Genomic DNA, 19,037 nt, shown 5'->3' with positions numbered 1-19,037 from the left:
GCCGATCCCGCGTGGTCTCGCTCCGCAGACCCTGCCGCGCCGTCGACAGTGCTCCTCGTCCCATCCTCCCCTTCGGAGGGTTGCACCCTGTTCAACTACGACATGACCCGCCAGATGCTCGACGTTCCCTACCCGCCAGCCTCGCCCGCGACTAGCGCGACGAGGTCTCGCACCTGGGCGACCCGGTCCTCGGCCGTGGCTGCCAGCGGGTTGAGCAGAAGTGTGGTTACGCCGGCGGCCGCAAACTCGTTGACCCGTCGTCGTACCGTGGTTGGGTCGCCGATGAGCGTGACCGCGTCGATGAGTTCACTGGGTACGGCGAGGGCGGCTGCTTCCTTGTGGCCGGCCAGGTAGCGGGCCTGGATCTCCTCGGCGGCACTCCGGTAGCCGTAGCGGCATGCCAGCTCGTTGTAGAAGTTCTTTCCCCGTGCTCCCATTCCTCCGAGATAGAGGGCCATCTGGTCGCGAACCTTGCGTTCCTCCGAGGGGCTGGCCTGGCCGAGGAGGAAGTTAACCTGGACTTGGATCTCCAGTGCCCCGAGTGTACGAGCGCGCCGTGCCAACCCCACGTCGAGCGCGGTGCCCCACACCGCGCGTGCCTTGAGTGGGTGGAAGAAGCCCGGTTGCCAGCCCTGGGCGATCTCGGCGGCGAGTTCGACGTTCTTGTGGCCCAGTGCCGCGATCGAGATGGGGATATCCGCTCGTGCCGGATTGTTGATGAGCTTCAGCGGTTTACCCAGTCCGGTACCACCGTCCTCTTTAGCCAGAGGAATGCGGTAGTCGCGGCCGCGGTGGCGTAGCGTTTCTCGCCGCCACACTTGTCGGCAGATTTCCACCACTTCACGGGTACGACCGAGCGGCCGGTCGTATCTGACCCCGTGGAAACCTTCGATAACTTGAGGGCCAGAGGCCCCCAAGCCCAGTATGAACCGTCCATCCGAGACACTGTCGAGGCCTGCCGCGGTCATGGCGATCAGCGTCGGCGTTCGCGAGTAGATCGGAAGCACACTCGACATCAACTGGACTCGTTTGGTCTTCGCCGCGACGTATCCAAGTTGGCTCACGGCGTCGAACGAGTATGCCTCTGGAATGGCGATCACATCCACTCCGGCGCGCTCGTATTCCACCAGGAGTTCGGCGGTCTGCTGAAAACCACCGGCGTAGTCGACCACCAGGCCCAGCTTCATCGTCACGTACCCACTCTCGTTCGACGTTCAGGAATGTCCGTGCCTACGCGATGGTTTCTTCGAGCGACACCGGTGAGGTCGTACTTGACCATCTCGGCGTACAAGTCTTTTCGCCGACGAGACTCCGGACGTCCACAGCGAATTGGACAACAACTGGCGCTGCGAACTCGATGGCTGCGGCACGAGGTGCCCGATAGCCGCCCAGGCTCATGCCGAGCAGCGCGATCAATGGCGGATGACTGGGACTCACACGGCATGCGGACCAGCGGGCCTCGCATACATTCGCTCGATGTCGTCGACGTAGCGATCCAGCACGGCCGCACGTCTGACCTTCATGGTGGGGGTGAGTTCGACGCCGAGTTCCCACGGTCGCGGCACTATGGTGAACTTCTTGACCTGCTCGACCCGCGAGAGAGCGGCGTTGCCCTGGTCGATCTGAGCGCCTACCTCGGCGATCAGTCCAGGATCGTCGAACGCACGACCACCTGCCGCGTCAGGCTCCACAACGATGAGTGCGACGTTGTAGGGCCGCGCATCGCCGATCACGCAAATATGGGCGATCAGCCGGCCCGCCGACCGCAGCGCGAGTTCGATGTTGGCCGGAGACATGTTCTTTCCGCCCGCGCTGATGATCAGCTCCTTTTTGCGGCCGGTGAGCCACACGAAGCCATCGTCATCGATCCGCGCGAGGTCTCCTGTGCGCAACCATCCGCCGGCGTCGAGCGTCTCCGCCGTACGACTCGCCTGACCTCGGTAGCCCTTCATGACCTGCGGGCCGCGGAGCAGCAACTCGTCGTCCTCGGCTACCGCGACTTCCACGTTCTCCAGTGGCCGCCCCACGCTGCCCACCCGATTCGCCGTAGGCGTGTTCACCGTCGGTACGCCGGAGACCTCCGACATCCCGAGAAGCTCACAGAGCGGCAGCCCGAGCGCGTTGAAGAACTCGACCACGGCGACGGGCGTCGGGGCCGCGCCCGAGATGAGCCATCGAGCCTCCGTCAGCCCCAGCTTCTCACGTAGCGCGGCGGCCAGCGCCGGGTCGGTCGCGACATCGCTTGTCAGGTCTCCGGGATAGGACTCCTCGAGTGCCGTCTTGAACTTCTCCCAGATCCGTGGTGCGGCGCCGAACAGCGTCGGGCGGGTAGTCCTGACGGCGGCGGCGAGGTTCGCCGCGTCGGCGACGGTGACCAAAGTGTTGCCATAGGTCATGAACGACGAGTAGTGCGAAGACCACCTGTCCGCGACGTGCGCGGCGGGAAGGAAACCGACCTGCCGTCCCCCGCCGGGAAGCGGCATCGTGGTGTGAACGCCGCGCAGCTGCGCGAGCATGTTGGCGTGGGTCAGTTCGACGCCCTTGGGTGAGCCTGTCGTCCCAGAGGTGTAGATCAGTGTCAGAAGATCATGCGGCTCGATGGCGGCGGATGCGGCGAAGTCGAATGTCGTCGTGTCCGAGGAGAGCTCACCAAGCAGGTCCTCGCATCCCTCGACCGTCCCGTCGATCACCAGGATCGTGGTGATCGAGCCTCCCAGCCGCTCCGCATCCCGGAGTAGCGGGACGAAGGAGGACTCGACCACGGCCACCCGTGCCCCGGAATCCGACAGCACGAACTCCACCTGCTCGGGCGAGGAGGTGTTGTAGATGCTGAAGGGCACCGCACCCAGAACCATGGCGGCGGCGTCCACCACATGGAACTCCGGCACGTTGCGCATCATGAGAGCCACCGGCTCGCCATGGCCGACTCCGGCTTCACGAAGTCGGTTGGCGACCTCGCCTATCCGCGCTCGCACCGCGGCGTAGGTCCACTCGGCTCCGGATTCGTGCGACCGCAGAGCGACACGGTCGGGATGGCTGGTCATCGTGTCGAACAACAGATCCCGCACGGTGCCGGCCTGCGCGAGGCGGGTCCGCACCTCAGCCTCGCCGAATTCTTCAGTCCTGGTCATCCTCATAGCCTTTCGTGGGTGAGGGACGTCGCGGACGGCGTCAGCCCTCGAAGCCGCCGCCGGTGACGAGGACCTGACCGGAGACGTAGTCCGCCTCGGGATAGGTCAGCATCGCGACCGCTCCCGCCGCCTCCTCGGGGGTTCCTGCCCGCCCGAGCGGGATCGTTGTCTTGAGCGCCTCCAGCAGTTGAGGATTCACACCGACCTTGATCTCCCGGCCTTCGACCTCGATCGTCGAATCACCTGTGGCGCTGGCCTCGGTCAGTCTGGTGCGGATGAAGCCGAAGGCGACGCAGTTGACATTGACGTTGTAGCGGCCCCACTCCTTCGCGAGCGTCTTGGTCAGGCCGACGACGCCCGCCTTCGCCGCGGAGTAGTTCGCTTGGCCGACATTGCCGAAGATTCCGGCAACCGAGGAGATGTTGACGACTTTGCGATGGACGACGAGTCCCTCGGCTCGCTCTTTTTTGGCCGCCGCGCTGATAACCGGCTGGGCAGCACGGAGAATGTCAAAGGGAGCTTTGAGATGAAGGTCCACGATCGCGCGCCACTGGTCGTCGGTCATCTTCTGGATCACCGAATCCCACGTGTACCCGGCGTTGTTGACCACGATGTCGACACCGCCGAAGCTGTCGACGGCCGTCTGGACGAACTGCTGGGCGAACCCGTCGGCGGTGACGCTCCCGGGCACGGCGACCGCCTTCCCGCCGCTCGTTCCGATCGCTTTGACAACCTCCTTGGCCGGGTCACCGTCCAGGTCGTTGACGACGACACACGCGCCCTCAGCGGCGAGCTTGAGCGCGATGGCCCGGCCGATGCCCCTGCCCGCTCCGGTGACCAGGGCCGATTTGCCTTCCAGTTTTCCCATGTTCTGCCTTGTCTTTCGAACGCGTCGTCGTGGACGCGACTGCCGGTTTTCTTGTGACGTCAGGAAAGCGCTACGACGGCCTCGCCCGCGAGGGTCGTGGTTCCGTCGGCGAGGGTCACCGTCAGGTCAAGGGTCGCCCGTCGCTCGCCGTCAACCGTGTCGACCTGCCTGATGGTGCCCGCGCAGGTCGGTTGCCCGTGGATGGGTGTGATCGCCGCGAAGCGCACCGTGTAGGAGCGAATGCGCTCGACCGGGAAGTTGTCGGTGAGCAGTCGTGCCAGGTAGGCCATCGAGAGCATCCCGTGCGCGAACACGTCGTCGAGTCCCGCCGACGCCGCCACGTCGAGGTCGATGTGGATCGGGTTGTGGTCGCCGGAACCTCCGGCGAAGAGCGCGAGGGTGGTCCGGCTGATCGGTGGGATGGTCAGTGGTTCCAGCTCGCCCCCGGCGTCGAGTGCCGTTGCCATCAGGCGTTCACCTCCTGGATCTGGCGCTGGACGAGCGTCTCCGTCAGGGTGGCGACCACCGCGCCGTCCTGGTTGGTCACTACGGTTTCGGTGACGAGAAAGTTCAGCGCCCCACCCTTCTTCGAGTACGTGTCGGTGATCGTCGCGCGGGTACTCAGTTCGTCGCCGGCACACGCCACCCGGTGGTAGACGAAGGCCTGTTCGCCGTGCAGGATCGCTCTGAGGTCGACACCGAGATCGGCGAGGTAGTCGAACGGATCGGGTGCTTCCAGCGACACGGCGAAGAAGAACGTCGGTGGCACCGGTAAGTCACGATGCCCGGCTTTCGTCGCGGCGTCGAGGTCGATGAACACCGGGTCCGTCTGTCCGGTGGCTTTGGCGAACAACCGGAGCCTGTCGCGGGTGACGAGTAGTGTGCCGCCGTTCCGGCTGGTGCCGATGATCGAGGGGTCGAAAGGCACGTCAGCCACCAACCTTCTGGTACATCGTGACGACGCATGCGCCACCGAGCCCGAGGTTGTGCTGAAGGGCCACGTTCACGCCCTCGACTTGCCGGTCCCCTGCCTGGCGCCGGAGCTGCCAGACGAGTTCGGCACACTGCGCCAGGCCGGTTGCGCCGAGCGGATGCCCCTTGGAGATGAGCCCTCCGGAAGGGTTGGTGACCACCCGGCCTCCGTAGGTGTTGTCACCGTCGAGGACGAACTTCTCCGCGGTTCCCTCAGCGGTGAGCCCGAGCGCCTCGTAACTGATGAATTCGTTGGTGGTGAAGCAATCGTGCAACTCGACGACGGGAACGTCCTCGGGGCCGATTCCGGTCTGCTCATAGACGGCCCGGGAGGCGGAGACCGCCATGTCGTATCCGACCAGACGATGCATGTCACCGTCGAAGGAAGCCGCATCGTCGGTCGTCATGGCCTGCCCCACGATCACCACATCGGATCGCAAGCGGTGCTTCTTGGCATACGCCTCGGAAACGACGACCGCCGCGGCGGCGCCGCAGGTCGGCGGGCAGCACTGGAATCGCGTGAGCGGGCCGTAGATGTGCGGCGAGGCGAGGACGTCTTCCACGGCCAGCGGGTCGCGGAACACCGAGTAGGGGTTGTTCGCGGCGTGCTTGCGGGATTTGACCGTGATCTGCGCGAAGACGGCGGGGTCGATGCCGTGCTCGTCGACGTACTGTTGCCCCGCGGCACCGAAGAAGGCCGCGGCGTTGGGTACCTGGGAATCGGGAACTCCGCGAACCTCGTCCCGCACGCGCTCGAAGCGCTCCAACGGCGCTGGACGGTCAGGGAAGGCCTGGCCGATCGCACCGGGGACCATCTGCTCGAACCCCAGGGCGAGGGCGACATCTACGGTGCCGCTCTGCACCGCCTGCCGCGCGAGGAAGAGCGCTGAGGACCCGGTGGAGCAGTTGTTGTTGACGTTGATCACCGGAACTCCGGTCTGCCCCACGCGGTACAAGGCCTTCTGGCCCGATGTCGAGTCCCCGAAGACGTATCCGACGTACGCCTGTTGGATCGCGTCGTAGCCGATCCCCGCATCCGCGAGTGCCCTGCGGGCCGCTTCCGCGCCCATGAGATCGTATGGATCACTCCTGCCCGGCTTGGTGAACGGGATCATGCCGACACCAGCCACCATCACGTTGCTTGCCATGTCACTCCTAGGTTTTCCGCTGATCTAACGTGCCTTCGGTGCTGCGGTCACCGGCTGTCCGAGGACGAGCAATTTCAGGGTGAGCGCGACGGTTAGTGGTTCAGCGCCAGCAGGCTAGCGCCGCCCACCGTGACCGCGTCCACGATCCGCCGAAGGCCGGAGCCCTGTCGCTCGATGCGGATCACGGCGAGTGGGCCTGCGCTCAAGGTCAGGCGCCCTTCCGGGAATCGCGCGCGAGCGCGGCCTTCATCGCGGCCTTAGCGGGCTCAGTGAGTGTGCCGATGACCTGAGCGCGCGCCTCCGAGTCGAGGTGGGCGCGCAGCGTCGTTTCTCGGGCGGAGTCGAGGAGTCGTTTGCTGTGCTCGACTCCGTACGGCGGCCAGCCGGCGAGGTTCTTGGCGAAGTCGAGTGATTCGTCCAATGGGGACTCCGAAACGTGGGGTGCGAAACCGGAGTTCACCGCGTCCTCGGCGGTCATGGTTCCTGCCGAGTAGAGTAGGTGCGCCGCGCGCGATTGGCCGATGATACGGGGAAGTGTCCACGACAGACCGAGATCGCCGACGGTGACGCCGAGTCTGAGAAACGGTGCCGAAAACCGTGCGTCGGCGGCGATGAAGCGAATGTCCGCGGCGGCGGTGATGGCGAAACCGGCGCCTATCGCATGACCCCGGACGGCGGCGATGACGGGTTGGGACATGTCCCGCATCGTCCGGATGATGTCGACGCCTGCTTGCAGGGCCGCCTGGGATCCCGCAACCGGGTCGGGATCTCCGGAGTCGATCAGACCTGAGTCCAGGTCGAGACCCGAGGAGAACGACGAGCCTTCCCCAGTCAGCACGAGCGCGCGGATGTCGCGTCGATCCGCCACCTCGCGCAGCGCAGCGAGAAGCTGAGCCAAGACGTCGCGATTCAGTGCGTTGAGTCGATCGGGACGGGCCAAAGACACCACCGCGATCGCGTCGTCGAACTCGGTCGTCACGCCGGACGTGGAGGACAAGCCCGTCACGAGACGACCTCCGTCTTCGCTGGCCAGTACCGGGCCTTGAGTCGTCGTTTGAAGAGTTTGCCGGTGTCCTCCCTCGGCAGGTCGTCGTCGAAGACGATGACCTTGGGCGCCTTGTACGAAGCCAGGTGGCGCCGGACGTGGTCTCGTACGTCTTGCTCAGTCAGTGCCGTGCCCGGTAGAAGTTGCACGTGGGCGGCGACCGCCTCGCCCAGATCGGGGTCGGGTATGCCGAACACCGCGACGTCGGCGACACCTTCCAACGACAGCAGCGCAGCCTCGATCTCGGCGGGATACACGTTCACTCCGCCGGAGACCACCATGTCGGTGACCCGGTCGGTGAGGTAAAGGAACCCGTCCTCGTCGAGATATCCGATGTCACCGATGGTGTAGTAACCCTCGCCGCCATCGATCTCCCGACGTTTGTCCTCGTTGCCGATATAGGTGAAGTTCGGCCAGAACGCGGGCGGTCGACCGTAGATCACCCCGGTCTCCCCCACGGGAAGCTCCGTCCGATCCGGTCCGAGAATGCGGATACCCACCCCCGCTAGCGGCTTTCCCACAGTGCCGGGATGTGCGAGCCAGTCCTCCGACGTGGAATACACCCACGCACCACCCTCAGAACCGCCGTAGTACTCGCTGACGATCGGTCCCAACCAGTCGATGGCCGCCCGCTTGACGTCGGGCGGACACGGCCCCGCCGCGTGCACGACAGCCTTCAGACAAGACAGGTCGTACTTACGCCGCACCTCCTCCGGCAGCTGGAGCATGCGCACCAACATGGTCGGAACCACTTGCACGGTGTCGGCGCGGTGTTCCTCGACCAGCCGCAGGAACCCGTCCGCGTCGAACTTGGGCATGATCACCATGCTCATGCCGAGCGCGGCCGCGAAGGTGAAGTTGACATTGGGAGCGGTGTGATAGAGCGGCGCCGGCAGCACGGTCGTTCGCCCTGGTGCGAGACTGAGGAAGTCCGCGACGAGTGTGACCAGGTCCGCGGCGTTCTCGGGCGGGATCGGTTCACGCAGGATTCCCTTCGGGAGCCCGGTGGTGCCAGAGGTGTAGATGACCGCCATCGGCGCCGTCGTCGACGGATCAGCGGGCGGGTCGCCGCGATCGATCAACTTGCTCAGCACCGGGTATCGCCCGCTCAGCGGCACATCACCGAGGCGGTAAGCCGTGCGGACCTCGTCGGGCACTTCCGCTTCGATGATCTTCAGCTCATCGGGCTTCTGGGCCTCCACCGCGGGAAGAAGGTCGGTGTGGACGACCGCGACCTTGGCACCAGAGTCGGCGAGCAGGTGCCGCAGATCCGCGCCGGTCCAGTGCCAGTTCACCGGAACCGGAACAGCGCCGATCGACGCGGCCCCGAGGCTGACCTCCATGTACGCGATCTCGTTGCGAAGCACGATGGCGTACCGGTCGCCGTGCTCAAGACCGAGCGTCCGCAGTGCCCCGGCGAACCGTGCGGCGCGCTCCTTGACCTCAGCCAGCGTTTTCTCGTTGTGTCCCGAGCGAACAAACGGTTCCTTCATCCTCGCCGCCTTTCGGATCCTGATGGAGTTGAACGGTCGACATCACAGAGCACGGAGATGATGTCCTTCATGATCTCGGTGGCGCCGCCGGGATCTTCTGAATGCGCGCGTCCTGGTACGCCCTGGCGACCGGGTATTCCCGCATGTAGCCGTATCCGCCACGACAATGAAGACACCGGTCGATGAGAGCTACCTGTTGCTCGATCACCCACCACTTGGTCATCGCGGCTGTGACGACATCGAGTGTGCCGGCCGGATGACGTTCGACGCATGAGCCGAAACAGACACGTCCGATATGGACGGTGATTGCCGCTCCGGGGTCCGTCTTGGCAACCGTCAGGATCAGGCCGTCACCCCCACATCGCCCGGTGGGCGACCAGCTCATTCGCCACGAACTTGTCGACGACCTCGCGAAGCGCCAGGACGGAGGCGTCCTGCCACGAGGACACGTATGCGTCACCCACTACGGCCAGCTCCCTTGCTTACCACTGAACAGTAGTTCACATAATTCGTCGAGGGATCGTTCAAGCCAATCCGAACCATGCCCTGAATAATGAACATAGAGAGCATACTTACGCGGCGAATTACCCGGGCACACTTGCCGGATCGACTCAACACTACGGTTACACATCATTTACTTACCGTCAAGCGGCAGCGGAGATCGGGGTGCCGTCCGTGGGGCAGGGAAGGTGGCGCGGCGAACTTCGGAACCCGGCGATGTTCCGGCGGGAGTTGTTAGGTCAGGCCGGTCCGGGCAACGACCTCAACCCGCCGCCACCTCGTATATGTGTGCTCCGCGTCAGCTGTTGCTGCCCCGAATGGGCTCGGCATCGACCTCGGCGCCGTCGAAGAGGATCGTCATCACGATCAGCATGAGGTTCTCGCGGAACGCGGCATCCCGCCTCAGCGGCGGGGCACCGTGCAGGTCGGAGATCACGAACAGCGCCAACTGCACCCGAACCCGGGCCTCGGCCGCACCAAGATCCGGGCAGGCCCGAACAAGCAAGGCGATCCACTCCGCGACGTATTCCCGCTGGGCCGCTACCGCGGTCTCACCGAGCACGACCTCACCGGTAGGGTCCTCCACCGCCGCGATCCAGGAACCGGCGCGCGCGATGTAGTTCTCGACCAAGCGATAAAGCGCCTCTGACGCGGTCGTCGAGCACGCGAAAGCGTCGTCGAGCCCGAGCCACAGCGCGTGATGGCCCCGGTCGATGACGGCCTTGAGCACGTCGGCCTTACTCTCGAAGTAGCTGTACAGGTTCTGACCGGTCACATTCGCGACCGCCCCGAGGCTGGCCATCGTCGTCTCGGAGTACCCGCGCTCCGCGAACTGTTCGAAGGCCGCGACCAGGAGACGTTCCCGTACCGACACCGAGGCGAGTCGCGCGGAAGCCTGGCGATCATTAGCCACCGAGCCACGAAGCGGCACGAGCCCCGCCGTGGCGACGGCGTGCATGGCCGCTCGCACAGCCGGAACGCGAAGCGACATCGGTGCGCGCAAGGCGCGGCGCCCTAGGCAGGACATCAGCGACTGTATCGCCCACGCCAGAACGTGGGTCTGTTCCTCGGCCAGATCAGGTCGGCGTCGGCCCAGTGCGGCGGCAACCACACCGCGCCATGCACTCATGCGCCGACGGAGATCGTGTAGTCGCTGCTCGGGAAGGTATCGGACTTCATGCGCCCAGAGGTCCGCGAGATGGGGGCTGTCGGCGGCCAAGGAGAGGATGATCTCGATCTGGCCGCCAAGGTCCTCGACCGCCAGTGGTTCGTCGACCCAGGCGAAGCTCGCGTCGACAACCTTTTCCAGCAGGACACTTTTGTTGTTGAAATGCCGGTATAGCGCTCCCGCGGTAATGCCCACCCGCTCCGCGATCTGTGCCATGGTCACATTGGGATAGCCCTGCTCCACGAACAAGCCACGCGCCGCTACCAGGATCTGCGACTTCCGGTCGCGAGGTCGGCGGCGAACGTCGACACTCGTTACGTCTGACAACGCCATGCGCCCACCATATAAGGGCAGCCACCGTCCGGCCGCGATCGACGGCACGAGCGGCCGCCCCGCCTACGCGCGAGGGGGCGCGGAGGAAAGCAACCACCGCAATCTGCTCGGGACACGGTCGAGCAACTCCGCGATACCCGCAACCGACCATCAGATACCCGACGCCACCCACGCACTGGTTCACTAGCGGTCACTTTGCGCACGCCCCGGTGGATCGGATTCGTGCCCGCGAACTCACGGGAACCGTATGCAAGCTAGAGCTCGTGCCCAGCGCGTCGGCAGCGATGAGGCGGCTATTCGAGTACGGCTTCGGCTTCCACTTCCACAAGAACATCGGGCTCAAACAGGTAGTCCACGCCAATGCACGACAGCGGCGGCAGCGGCTGTGGAATCGCCAGTTCTTCCACGACACTCTCGATGCCGCGCATGAAGTCCGCGTACATCGCTGGCTCCCAGCCGGTGACGTAGAACCGCAGGCGAACGACGTCGGCGAAGCTGGCTCCGGCCCCCGCTAGCCCTTTTGCCGTATTGCGTAGAGCGTGGGCCAGTTGGCCTGCGAGGTCGCCGGGGGCCAGCCTGTTGGCGTTTTCGTCACGGGCGATCTGGCCCGCGATGTTGACGTATCGGCTACCTGTGGCCACGGATACGTGGTGATAGGGAACCGGCTGGAACATTCCTTCCGGGGTGAAGGTGTGAACAGGCACGGAGTACCTTCCTTTCGTGGAGTAATCAGGTATCTCCTATGTACCTGGTGTCATAAGAGCACTTCAAAGGAACCAAGTGTCATGAAGGAAACCGCCCCTGACGAGGCCCTCCATTCGCAGATCACTGGTGAGCATCGTGAGTTGCTCGACCAGATTCTCGACAAATGGTCGTTGCTCATATTGGACAAGCTCTGCGAGAGTTCGCGGCGGTTCAACGAGTTGCGTCGTGCCATTCCTACTGTCTCGCAGAAGTCGCTCACGGCCTCGCTGCGCCGGCTTGAACGCAACGGCATGATCGAGCGGTCGGTGATCGATACCCGACCAGTCGCTGTGGAATACCGCATCTCCACGCTCGGGCGAACTTTGCAGGACCTCATCGATGCCCTGCTTCTGTGGGCCACCCGGCACATCGGACAGGTGCAGCAGGCTCGTCGAGCATTCGACGGCAATGACGATCTTTGAGCCTTGACGGACGCCTCCGGGCGTACTGGCCGAAGGCCCAGACCACCTCGTCGTGCCAGCCGTCGTAGTCGCGGGAGGCGGTTGCGACTACTTCACCGACATTTGTGCCCCCATAGACGACCAGCTGCCGCATCGCATCTCCCTCTCGAAGAGGGCCCGGAAGGTGTACGGGGGGCGCCCGGTGAGCCGCTGGACGGTGTCGGTGACGCGGTCCTCCGCCCCTTCGGCGATGGAACGGTCCATGCCGGCCAAGATGGCAGCGAACTCCACCGGTACCTCTGCCGTGAGGCGATCGCGCATCTGCTCGTAGGACAGCCGGCGATGGACGACTGGCCGGCCGGTGACCTCGCTGATGATCGTGGCGATGTCGTCGTAGCCGAGTGTTTCAGGGCCGGTCAGTACGAGATCAGTGTTGGGTGTCTGCTCGTCGGTCAGCGCGCGTACGGCGACAGCCGCGATGTCCTCAGCGGCGACAAAACCGACGCGACCGTTCTCGGTGGCGGTCCAGATGACGCCCTCGTCGCGGATGCTGCGGGCATGCGCGTGCGTGCCGATGAAGTTCTGCATGAACCACGAGGGCCGCAGTACCGCCCACTGCTCGACGAGCTCGGGCAGCGCCCGATGCACCATTCCCACCGCCGGGCCGCCCTCGGCAATGGCTGAAGAGCTCAGCAGCACCGCGCGGCGCACACCGGCGGTGCTGGCCTGCTTGAGAAACGGAAGCATGGTGGCCGCGGGGTCAGTGTCCCCCAGGGGCGGTATGAGGTAGACGCGGTCGACGCCGTCGAGAGCAGCCGCGTAGGTGGCCGCGTCGTACCAGTCGAAGGGGACCGCCTCGGCGCCGGCGACCGGGGTGGCCCGGCGACTGGCGGCCTTGACCCGGTGGCCCGCGGCCATCAGCTGTGCTGCTGTCGGTCTGCCTGTGGTGCCGGTGGCACCGATGACCAGAGTGATGCCGTTGGTCGTCATCGGGTGCTCCCGGTGAAGTCGGCGCCGGGTTCCTGGACGGTGAGCGGGTTCCAGTAGTCGCGGTAGGAGGTGATGCGCCGCTCCCGCACGGTCACGACCGCGATGTAGGTCATGTCGAGGGGGGCATCCGTCTCCACCAGGCGGCCGACGCCGCGCATCTCCACCACAATGGTTTCCGGATCGGTTGTCTGGTGGATCCGCAGGACGGGAAAGTCGTGCAGGTCGATGTGGTCGGGATAGTGGCGCATATAGGCGGCGACGGCATCCTTACCCTCCAGGCGCCGGGGCCAGCCGTCGGGAGCGAACGGGAACTCCATGATGCCGTCGTCGGCCCACAGGTCGACCCACGCGGGAATGTCTTTGTCGAGCAGCAGCCGGAGGCTGTAGCGGTACAGCTCCGTTGGCGAAATCGGTGCGGACATGGGTATCCTCCAGTTCAGGCAATCCGGACCTCCGGTCCGGTTCAAGAATACGGACCATGGGTCCGCTTTGCAAATAGAGGAGCTGTATGCCAGAGCACAGGTCCCGTAAGGACGCCGCCCGCAACCGGGAGGCCGTGCTCGAGGCCGCCGACACCCTTTTCGCTCGCCACGAAAGTCCCGAGGACGTCACCATGGCCGACGTCGCGGCTGCGGCTGGCGTCGGCAAGGGCACGCTCTTCCGGGCTTTCGGGGATCGCGCCGGGCTGCTCCGCGCGCTGTACGAGGGACGATTCGAACCGATCAGGGAGGCGGTCGAGGCCGGCACGTCGCCCCTGGGGCCCGCGACCCCGCCGCAGGATCGCGTGCCCGCTCTGCTCGATGCCGTCCTGTGCTTCAAACTCGACAACCGGCGCCTCGCGCTGGCACTAGAGGAAGGCGGGAGCAGCAGCCCGTACGGGGCGGAGCACTACGAGCGGTGGCACGGTCTGCTCCGAGATGTGCTGGAGCAGATCCCCGGCCTGACTGACAGCGACTTCACCGCCCATGCCCTGCTCGCCGCCACACGGGCCGATCTCGTCGAACACCTCGCGGGAGAAAAGCGTGTTCCGCGGGAAAGAATGCGGGCACAACTGGCGACCTATGTCGCCAGAGTCCTGGCCTTCGGCCCACCGCAAAGTATTGACCGCCGATGAGTGATCAATGGATCGGACGAGTCCTTGATCAGCGGGACCTCTCGCAAACGCGACGGCCGTTCTCTCCGGTAAGCCCTAGGTCCGGGCGGAGTCACCAGTCAGGAACGTGATGAGCGCTTGACGCGTGAACGCCCACTGTGCGTCCCGGTGTGCCTTGCTGACTCCGTCGAAGGTGTCGAGCAGGGCCAGTCCGCGCAGCTGTGACAGTACGAACTGGGCCCGTTCTGCGGACTGTGGCCGCGCGGTCAGCGGTTCGCCGAAGAGCCGGTCCAGGGATGCGTTGAGCTGTCGGCCGAGCCGGCGCTCGGCCGATGCCACCGCATGCCGGAGTTCTGGATCTGTCCGGCTAGCGATCCACAATTCGAGTACCGCCTTGTATAGGTCGCCGCCGAACGTCGTCCACAACAGATCCAGCGCCGCCGGGATCCGCCGCGTGCCGCCAGGAAGGTCCTGACCGGCGAGTTCCAGCTCAGCCAGTCGCCGGTCGGCCAACCATTCGATGGCTGCGGTGACCAGTTGGATACGAGTCGGAAAGTGATGCGTTTGGGCGCCTCGCGACACCCCGGCGCGCCGGGCTATCAACGGTGTCGACGCGTGCGCGAACCCGACCTCGACCAGAAGATCGATAGTAGCCTGCAGCAGCTTCGCCTGGGTTTGCTCGGAGCGCGCTTGCCGGACCTGTCCGGCACCGTCTTGCGTTTGTCCTGGGGACGCCGTCATGGCTGGGACGTTAGCAAACAGGCCGGCCTGTTCCGCCGTGTGATTCGGCAGGTGGGTACCGCGAGAAAGCGACCGTCAGCCGCGAGCGGCACGTTTGATCGCCGACCGGATGCGGTGGTAGGTCCCGCAACGGCACACGTTGTCACTCATGGCCTCGTCGATGTCGGCGTCGCTCGGGTTCGGGTTGCGCACAAGCAGAGCGGCCGCGGTCATGAGCTGTCCGGCTTGGCAGAAACCGCACTGTGCGACGTCCTCGTCGATCCAGGCCTGCTGAACGGGGTGCAGCGCGTCCGCGGCCAGGCCCTCCAGTGTGGTGACTTCCCTGCCGGTGGTCTCGCCGACGGTTTGGACGCAGGGACGGAATGCATCGCCATCGAGATGACTGGTGCAGGCGCCGCAGACGCCCACACCGCAGCCGTACTTGGGGCTGGTTACGCCAAGCAGGTCACGCAGGACCCACAACAGCGGCATGTCGTCGGGCGCGTCGACAGCGACGGTTTCGCCGTTGACGGTGAGGTTCTGTTCAGGCACGTCAGGCTCCATGGAAGATCGGAAAGCTACGAGGTTTCTTACCGGTGGCTCTGGCGTAGGCGTTGGCGAAGGCCGCCGCGGCGGCGGGATAGCCCAGCTCGCCGACACCGCCGATGTGCGACGAGGTCGAGTTGATGTGCACCGTGGTCGACGGGACCTGGCGCATGCGGGCATAGCGGAAGTCGCTGAAGCTACTCTCCCGAACCGCACCGTCGTCGATATGGTTACCGGCCCAGAAGATAGTGGACAGGGCGTCGACGGCCGCGCCCTGCATCTGGGCTTCGACGCCACGCGGGTTAATGCACAGTCCCACGTCGACGGCCGCGACGATCTTCGTCGCCTTGGGTTGTTCCTCTCGGCAATCAAGCTCCACGAGGAAGGCGACCGCTGACTTGTATTCCGCGTGCAGTGCGATGCCCTGGGCGGTGCCCTCGGGCATGGACCGCCCCCAGTCACCCTTGTCCGCGACGGTGTCCAGCACTCCGCGGACGGCGTCGGCTTTGACCTTCGCCCGTCGGAAGGTGAGCGGGTCCTGGCCGACGGCCTTGGCGATCTCGTCGGCCATGATCTCGTTGGTCACCGCGACCTGTCCGGAGTAGACCGAGCGCCAGGTGGCGTTCGGTATCGGTACATTGACCTCGCTGAGCAGTTGGTTGACCAGGCCGAAGTGGTAGGGCGTCTGCTGGGTGAGCTGGAAAGCGGCCTGGATGAGCGCCGCTCTGGTCGGCGGCAGACTGAAGCCGGCGGCCGTCGCGGCTTCGCCGAGCCCGTGGTCGAACTCCATCTCCGGGGTGGCGCACCGGTGCTCGAACGAGGTGACGTTCGTGCCCTGCACAACGGCGCGAACCTCGTGGTGGCTGGCTAGCCGGAACCGGCCGTGCTTCATGTCGTCAACGCGGCTCCACATCAGTTTGACCGGACGGCCAATTTTCTTCGACACTTCCGCAGCTTCGATCCCTGGCTCGTGGGTCAGGCGTCCGCCGAAGGCGCCGCCTGCCCGCGGAACGTGCACCGTCACGGCGGTGGGCAGTAATCCGACGGCGGCGGCGATTTTGTTTTGAGCGTCGATTGGTGCCTGACTCGGCAGCCATACCGTCGCCTTGCCGCCTTGCACGTCGGCAATAGCTACTCGCACCTCCATCGGCGAGTGGCTCAGGTAGGCGAAGTCGAAGGTGCCATCAACTGCCTTGCCCAGCACCGGCGGGACCAGGAAAGGCAACGCGGCCGCTTTGAGCTTCTTCGTGATGTCCCCATCGGACATACCCGCGACCGGGCCCGGCTTCCATCGCACCGTCAGCGCGTCGCGACCTTGGAACGCGTCGTGGAAGGTCCTGCCGGTGACCGCTACCCCGGTTGGCAGGCGGGTCACGGCGACCACCCCTGGCAGCGCTCGCGCCGCGGAGTCGTCCACTGACTGCACCGTGCCGCCGATGGTCGGTGGGCGGGCCACTACGGTCGGCAAGGCGCCGGGAACGTCGAGATCCAGCGTGTACTTCGCCTGGCCACGCACCAACTCGGGAGTTTCGATGCGACCCGTAGGCTTGCCGATAACCGTGCACTCCGAATCCGGCTTGGGTTTCGGCGCGATAGCGGGAGTGAGGACCTTGGCCGCGTCGCCCGAGAGTTCGGCGAAGGTGGCCGACCGCCCGTCCGGGGCATACACCTTGGTGTCCTTGGTGATCAGCCGGCCCGCCGGCACGCCCCAGCGGTTGGCGGCCGCGGTGACCAACCGCGCCCGCATACCCGAGGCGGCGATGCGCGTCGGCTCGTAGAGCACCCTGGCAGTGTTCGAACCACCGGTGAACATCAACACCTCAAGTGGGTCCGCGTCGGCGAGCGTGATATCCACATCGGACAATCGAGCGCCCAGTTCCTCGGCCAGCAGCATGGCCATCATCGTGGTGATGCCCTGACCGGACTCGAGTCGGGTCAGCGCGGCGACCACTCGATTGTCCGGCGTCACCTCGATTACCAGGTCGAGTGCGGTGGGCAGGTTGACCGCGTACAGCAGATCACCGATGTCGACGAACTCGCCGAGACCCAACGGATCGGCGGCGGCAGGTTTACCGTCCAGCCCGAGTTTGACGGCCATGGTCAGCGCGGGAGCCGCAACCAGCCAGGTCAATACCCTGCGACGGCCGACGCCGGTGGGGGGTTCATCGCCCGGCGGGCCAGGTAGCGCGAATCCGGTGCGGAGCTCGTCGTTGAGCATCGGTGTCTCCCGGTGTGCTGATTTGAGCGGGTTAGTAGTGCCCAGCCGAGTGGGTGTTATCGACGTTGGAGCCGGTCGACCGTGAGACCAAGCTGCTCGAAATCCCAGACGTCATCGGACAACGCCCGCTCACGGAGTTGGAACTTCATGACCCGGCCGACGGCGTTTTTGGGAAGGTCGTCGACGATCTCGACGTAGCGGGGCATCGCGTAGTAGGGAAGTTTTTCGCGGAAGTAGTCGAACAATTCGGCTGGCGTGGGGCGCACGTCACCTGTTGCGACGATGCACACTTTGATCTCGTCCTCGGTCGCGGCGGGCACCGCGTGCACCGCGGCCTCAGCGACCGCGGGATGGGCGACGATCGCGGCCTCGACCTCAAGTGTCGAGACGTTCTCTCCTCGGCGTCGCACGGCGTCCTTCTTGCGGTCGACGAAGTAAATGTGGCCGTCGACGTCGCTGCGTCCGTAGTCGCCGGTGTGATACCAGAGTGACGTGGTGGCCCGCACGGTGGCTTCGGCGTTGTTCCAGTAGCCGCTGAACATGGTTTGCGGACCGTGTGGCCGTAAGCAGATCTCGCCGACCACGCCGGGTGGCACCGGACGGTCCTCGTCGTCCAGGATAGCCACCGTGAGGTCGCTGCCCGCGCGTCCACAGCTGGCCGGCTCGCGCGCACCGGCGATAGGGTTCCAGGTGATCGGTACACATTCGGTCTGACCGTACAGTTCGGCCCATGCCTCAGCCCGGAAGCGCTCGGTGAACTCCCGTTGCCGCTCGGGCGGGAACGGAATGAGTACAAAGGTCCGCAGCTGATGCTCGACGTCGGCAGGGGCGGGCGGTTGCGCCAGCAACGCCATCCCCATGGCGCCGACTCCGAACGCGATCGTCGCCCCGACATCGGCTGCCCTCGATAGGAAGGTGCTCGCGCTGAACGCTGGTTCGATCACCACAGGCAACCCGTGCACCAGGCCCGCGGTGAGCACCATCATCCGCGCCGCACCGTGAAACATTGGCAGTGCCGTGTAGAGCACGTCGCCCTCGGCCATGTCCACCGCGTCGGCCATCACCTGGCCGACGCGGGTGTAGTACCCATGGCTGAGCATGCAGCCCTTGGCGAAACCAGTCGTCCCCGAGGTGTAGACGACGGACATCAAATCCGAGGCTGTCAGCTCTACTGGCTCCGGCTCGGCATCGACGGCCAGTCGCCGGTAGGCCGTCAACGGCAGCGCGTCGCCGGGGTCATCTGCGTTATCGGGGCCGTCCAGGCACACCACAGCACGCAGCCCCGGCAGGGAGTCGGCGACCCCGCGGACAGCTGCCAGCCCCGGCCGGTCAACCACGACGACGTCGGCCTGCGAGTCGGTGAGTTGATGACACAGGAAATCTCCCTTGAGGTACGCGTTCAGCGGAACCTGCACGGCACCCGTTTTCGGCAGCGCGAAGAACAACTCGAGCACCTCGGCGCGGTTCGGCGACAACACCGCGACCCGGTCGCCTCGGGCTACCCCGAGCTGCTGCAGACCGGCGGCGAGCCGATCGGTCCGTCGGTCCAGCTCTCCATAGGTGTAGGTGGCGTCAGCACACGTCGCAAAGCGCGCGCCGGGATGCTTCTCGGCGTGCTCTCGCAGCAGGGTGATAACTGTCGATCCGCTCACTGCAGCCTCCTCAT

At 65.4% G+C, this 19,037-nt stretch carries 19 protein-coding genes; 2 read left to right on the top strand and 17 right to left on the bottom strand.

Translation table 11 applies throughout. The annotated features are described in order from the left end of the window. Window positions 1-128 precede the first annotated feature (128 nt). The 11 genes from EV191_RS28730 to EV191_RS28680 all read right to left on the bottom strand — a co-directional run bounded on the left by EV191_RS28730 (window position 129) and on the right by EV191_RS28680 (window position 11,363). Window positions 129-1,187: an LLM class F420-dependent oxidoreductase gene (locus EV191_RS28730; RefSeq protein ID WP_132881121.1), complete on the bottom strand. Its 1,059-nt coding sequence runs from the start codon at window positions 1,185-1,187 to the stop codon at window positions 129-131. 246 nt (window positions 1,188-1,433) lie between these two features. After that, window positions 1,434-3,131 carry an AMP-dependent synthetase/ligase gene (locus tag EV191_RS28725; RefSeq protein WP_132881100.1) on the bottom strand — a complete coding sequence of 566 codons (1,698 nt, stop codon included), beginning with the start codon at window positions 3,129-3,131 and terminating at the stop codon, window positions 1,434-1,436. A 40-nt stretch (window positions 3,132-3,171) separates the two neighbouring features. Then, on the bottom strand, window positions 3,172-3,999 hold the full coding sequence (locus tag EV191_RS28720) for an SDR family NAD(P)-dependent oxidoreductase (protein ID WP_132881098.1): 828 nt from the start codon (window positions 3,997-3,999) through the stop codon (window positions 3,172-3,174). A gap of 59 nt (window positions 4,000-4,058) precedes the next feature. Beyond that, window positions 4,059-4,466 (bottom strand): MaoC/PaaZ C-terminal domain-containing protein, encoded by a 408-nt coding sequence (locus EV191_RS28715; protein WP_132881097.1) that lies wholly within the window; start codon window positions 4,464-4,466, stop codon window positions 4,059-4,061. Then, complete coding sequence (locus EV191_RS28710) at window positions 4,466-4,936, bottom strand: MaoC family dehydratase N-terminal domain-containing protein (RefSeq protein ID WP_243659310.1); 471 nt, start codon at window positions 4,934-4,936, stop codon at window positions 4,466-4,468. Before EV191_RS28710 ends, EV191_RS28715 begins: the two co-directional genes overlap by 1 nt. Next, window positions 4,929-6,119 (bottom strand): lipid-transfer protein, encoded by a 1,191-nt coding sequence (locus EV191_RS28705; protein WP_132881095.1) that lies wholly within the window; start codon window positions 6,117-6,119, stop codon window positions 4,929-4,931. Before EV191_RS28705 ends, EV191_RS28710 begins: the two co-directional genes overlap by 8 nt. A gap of 208 nt (window positions 6,120-6,327) precedes the next feature. Next, window positions 6,328-7,125 (bottom strand): enoyl-CoA hydratase/isomerase family protein, encoded by a 798-nt coding sequence (locus EV191_RS28700; RefSeq protein WP_165913156.1) that lies wholly within the window; start codon window positions 7,123-7,125, stop codon window positions 6,328-6,330. Further along, entirely contained in the window at window positions 7,122-8,657 is a 1,536-nt protein-coding gene (locus EV191_RS28695) for an AMP-binding protein (RefSeq protein ID WP_132881092.1), read from the bottom strand. Before EV191_RS28695 ends, EV191_RS28700 begins: the two co-directional genes overlap by 4 nt. A gap of 67 nt (window positions 8,658-8,724) precedes the next feature. Next, entirely contained in the window at window positions 8,725-9,042 is a 318-nt protein-coding gene (locus EV191_RS28690) for an acyl-CoA dehydrogenase family protein (RefSeq protein WP_243659309.1), read from the bottom strand. Window positions 9,043-9,456: 414 nt separating this feature from the next. Continuing rightward, entirely contained in the window at window positions 9,457-10,659 is a 1,203-nt protein-coding gene (locus EV191_RS28685; protein WP_132881090.1) for a TetR/AcrR family transcriptional regulator, read from the bottom strand. A gap of 293 nt (window positions 10,660-10,952) precedes the next feature. Beyond that, complete coding sequence (locus EV191_RS28680) at window positions 10,953-11,363, bottom strand: RidA family protein (RefSeq protein WP_243659308.1); 411 nt, start codon at window positions 11,361-11,363, stop codon at window positions 10,953-10,955. Window positions 11,364-11,444: 81 nt separating this feature from the next. Here EV191_RS28680 and EV191_RS28675 point away from each other — a divergent pair, with 81 nt between their 5' ends. Further along, entirely contained in the window at window positions 11,445-11,825 is a 381-nt protein-coding gene (locus EV191_RS28675) for a winged helix-turn-helix transcriptional regulator (protein ID WP_132881088.1), read from the top strand. Between the two features lie 87 nt (window positions 11,826-11,912). Here the strand turns inward: EV191_RS28675 and EV191_RS28670 are convergent, their stop codons facing one another. Beyond that, window positions 11,913-12,794, bottom strand: a complete 882-nt coding sequence (locus tag EV191_RS28670; protein WP_132881086.1) for an NmrA family NAD(P)-binding protein — start codon at window positions 12,792-12,794, stop codon at window positions 11,913-11,915. After that, window positions 12,791-13,216 carry a nuclear transport factor 2 family protein gene (locus EV191_RS28665; RefSeq protein ID WP_132881084.1) on the bottom strand — a complete coding sequence of 142 codons (426 nt, stop codon included), beginning with the start codon at window positions 13,214-13,216 and terminating at the stop codon, window positions 12,791-12,793. Before EV191_RS28665 ends, EV191_RS28670 begins: the two co-directional genes overlap by 4 nt. Window positions 13,217-13,302: 86 nt before the next feature. Here EV191_RS28665 and EV191_RS28660 point away from each other — a divergent pair, with 86 nt between their 5' ends. Continuing rightward, window positions 13,303-13,908, top strand: coding sequence for a TetR/AcrR family transcriptional regulator (locus EV191_RS28660; protein ID WP_132881083.1), 606 nt, complete (start codon window positions 13,303-13,305; stop codon window positions 13,906-13,908). Between the two features lie 75 nt (window positions 13,909-13,983). Here EV191_RS28660 and EV191_RS28655 read toward each other — a convergent pair whose 3' ends face one another. The 4 genes from EV191_RS28655 to EV191_RS28640 all read right to left on the bottom strand — a co-directional run bounded on the left by EV191_RS28655 (window position 13,984) and on the right by EV191_RS28640 (window position 19,023). Next, window positions 13,984-14,628 (bottom strand): TetR/AcrR family transcriptional regulator, encoded by a 645-nt coding sequence (locus EV191_RS28655; RefSeq protein ID WP_132881081.1) that lies wholly within the window; start codon window positions 14,626-14,628, stop codon window positions 13,984-13,986. A gap of 75 nt (window positions 14,629-14,703) precedes the next feature. Continuing rightward, window positions 14,704-15,159 carry a (2Fe-2S)-binding protein gene (locus EV191_RS28650; protein WP_165913155.1) on the bottom strand — a complete coding sequence of 152 codons (456 nt, stop codon included), beginning with the start codon at window positions 15,157-15,159 and terminating at the stop codon, window positions 14,704-14,706. A gap of 1 nt (window position 15,160) precedes the next feature. Then, window positions 15,161-17,371, bottom strand: a complete 2,211-nt coding sequence (locus EV191_RS28645) for a xanthine dehydrogenase family protein molybdopterin-binding subunit (RefSeq protein WP_132881078.1) — start codon at window positions 17,369-17,371, stop codon at window positions 15,161-15,163. 56 nt (window positions 17,372-17,427) lie between these two features. Next, window positions 17,428-19,023, bottom strand: coding sequence for an AMP-binding protein (locus EV191_RS28640; RefSeq protein ID WP_132881076.1), 1,596 nt, complete (start codon window positions 19,021-19,023; stop codon window positions 17,428-17,430). Window positions 19,024-19,037: the final 14 nt, after the last annotated feature.

Origin of the sequence: Tamaricihabitans halophyticus, from assembly GCF_004340875.1 — a bacterium.
GTDB classification, from domain to species: domain Bacteria; phylum Actinomycetota; class Actinomycetes; order Mycobacteriales; family Pseudonocardiaceae; genus Tamaricihabitans; species Tamaricihabitans halophyticus.
The sequence above is the reverse complement of the archived record's forward strand: the minus strand, read 5'-3'. Positions and strand labels throughout refer to the sequence as shown.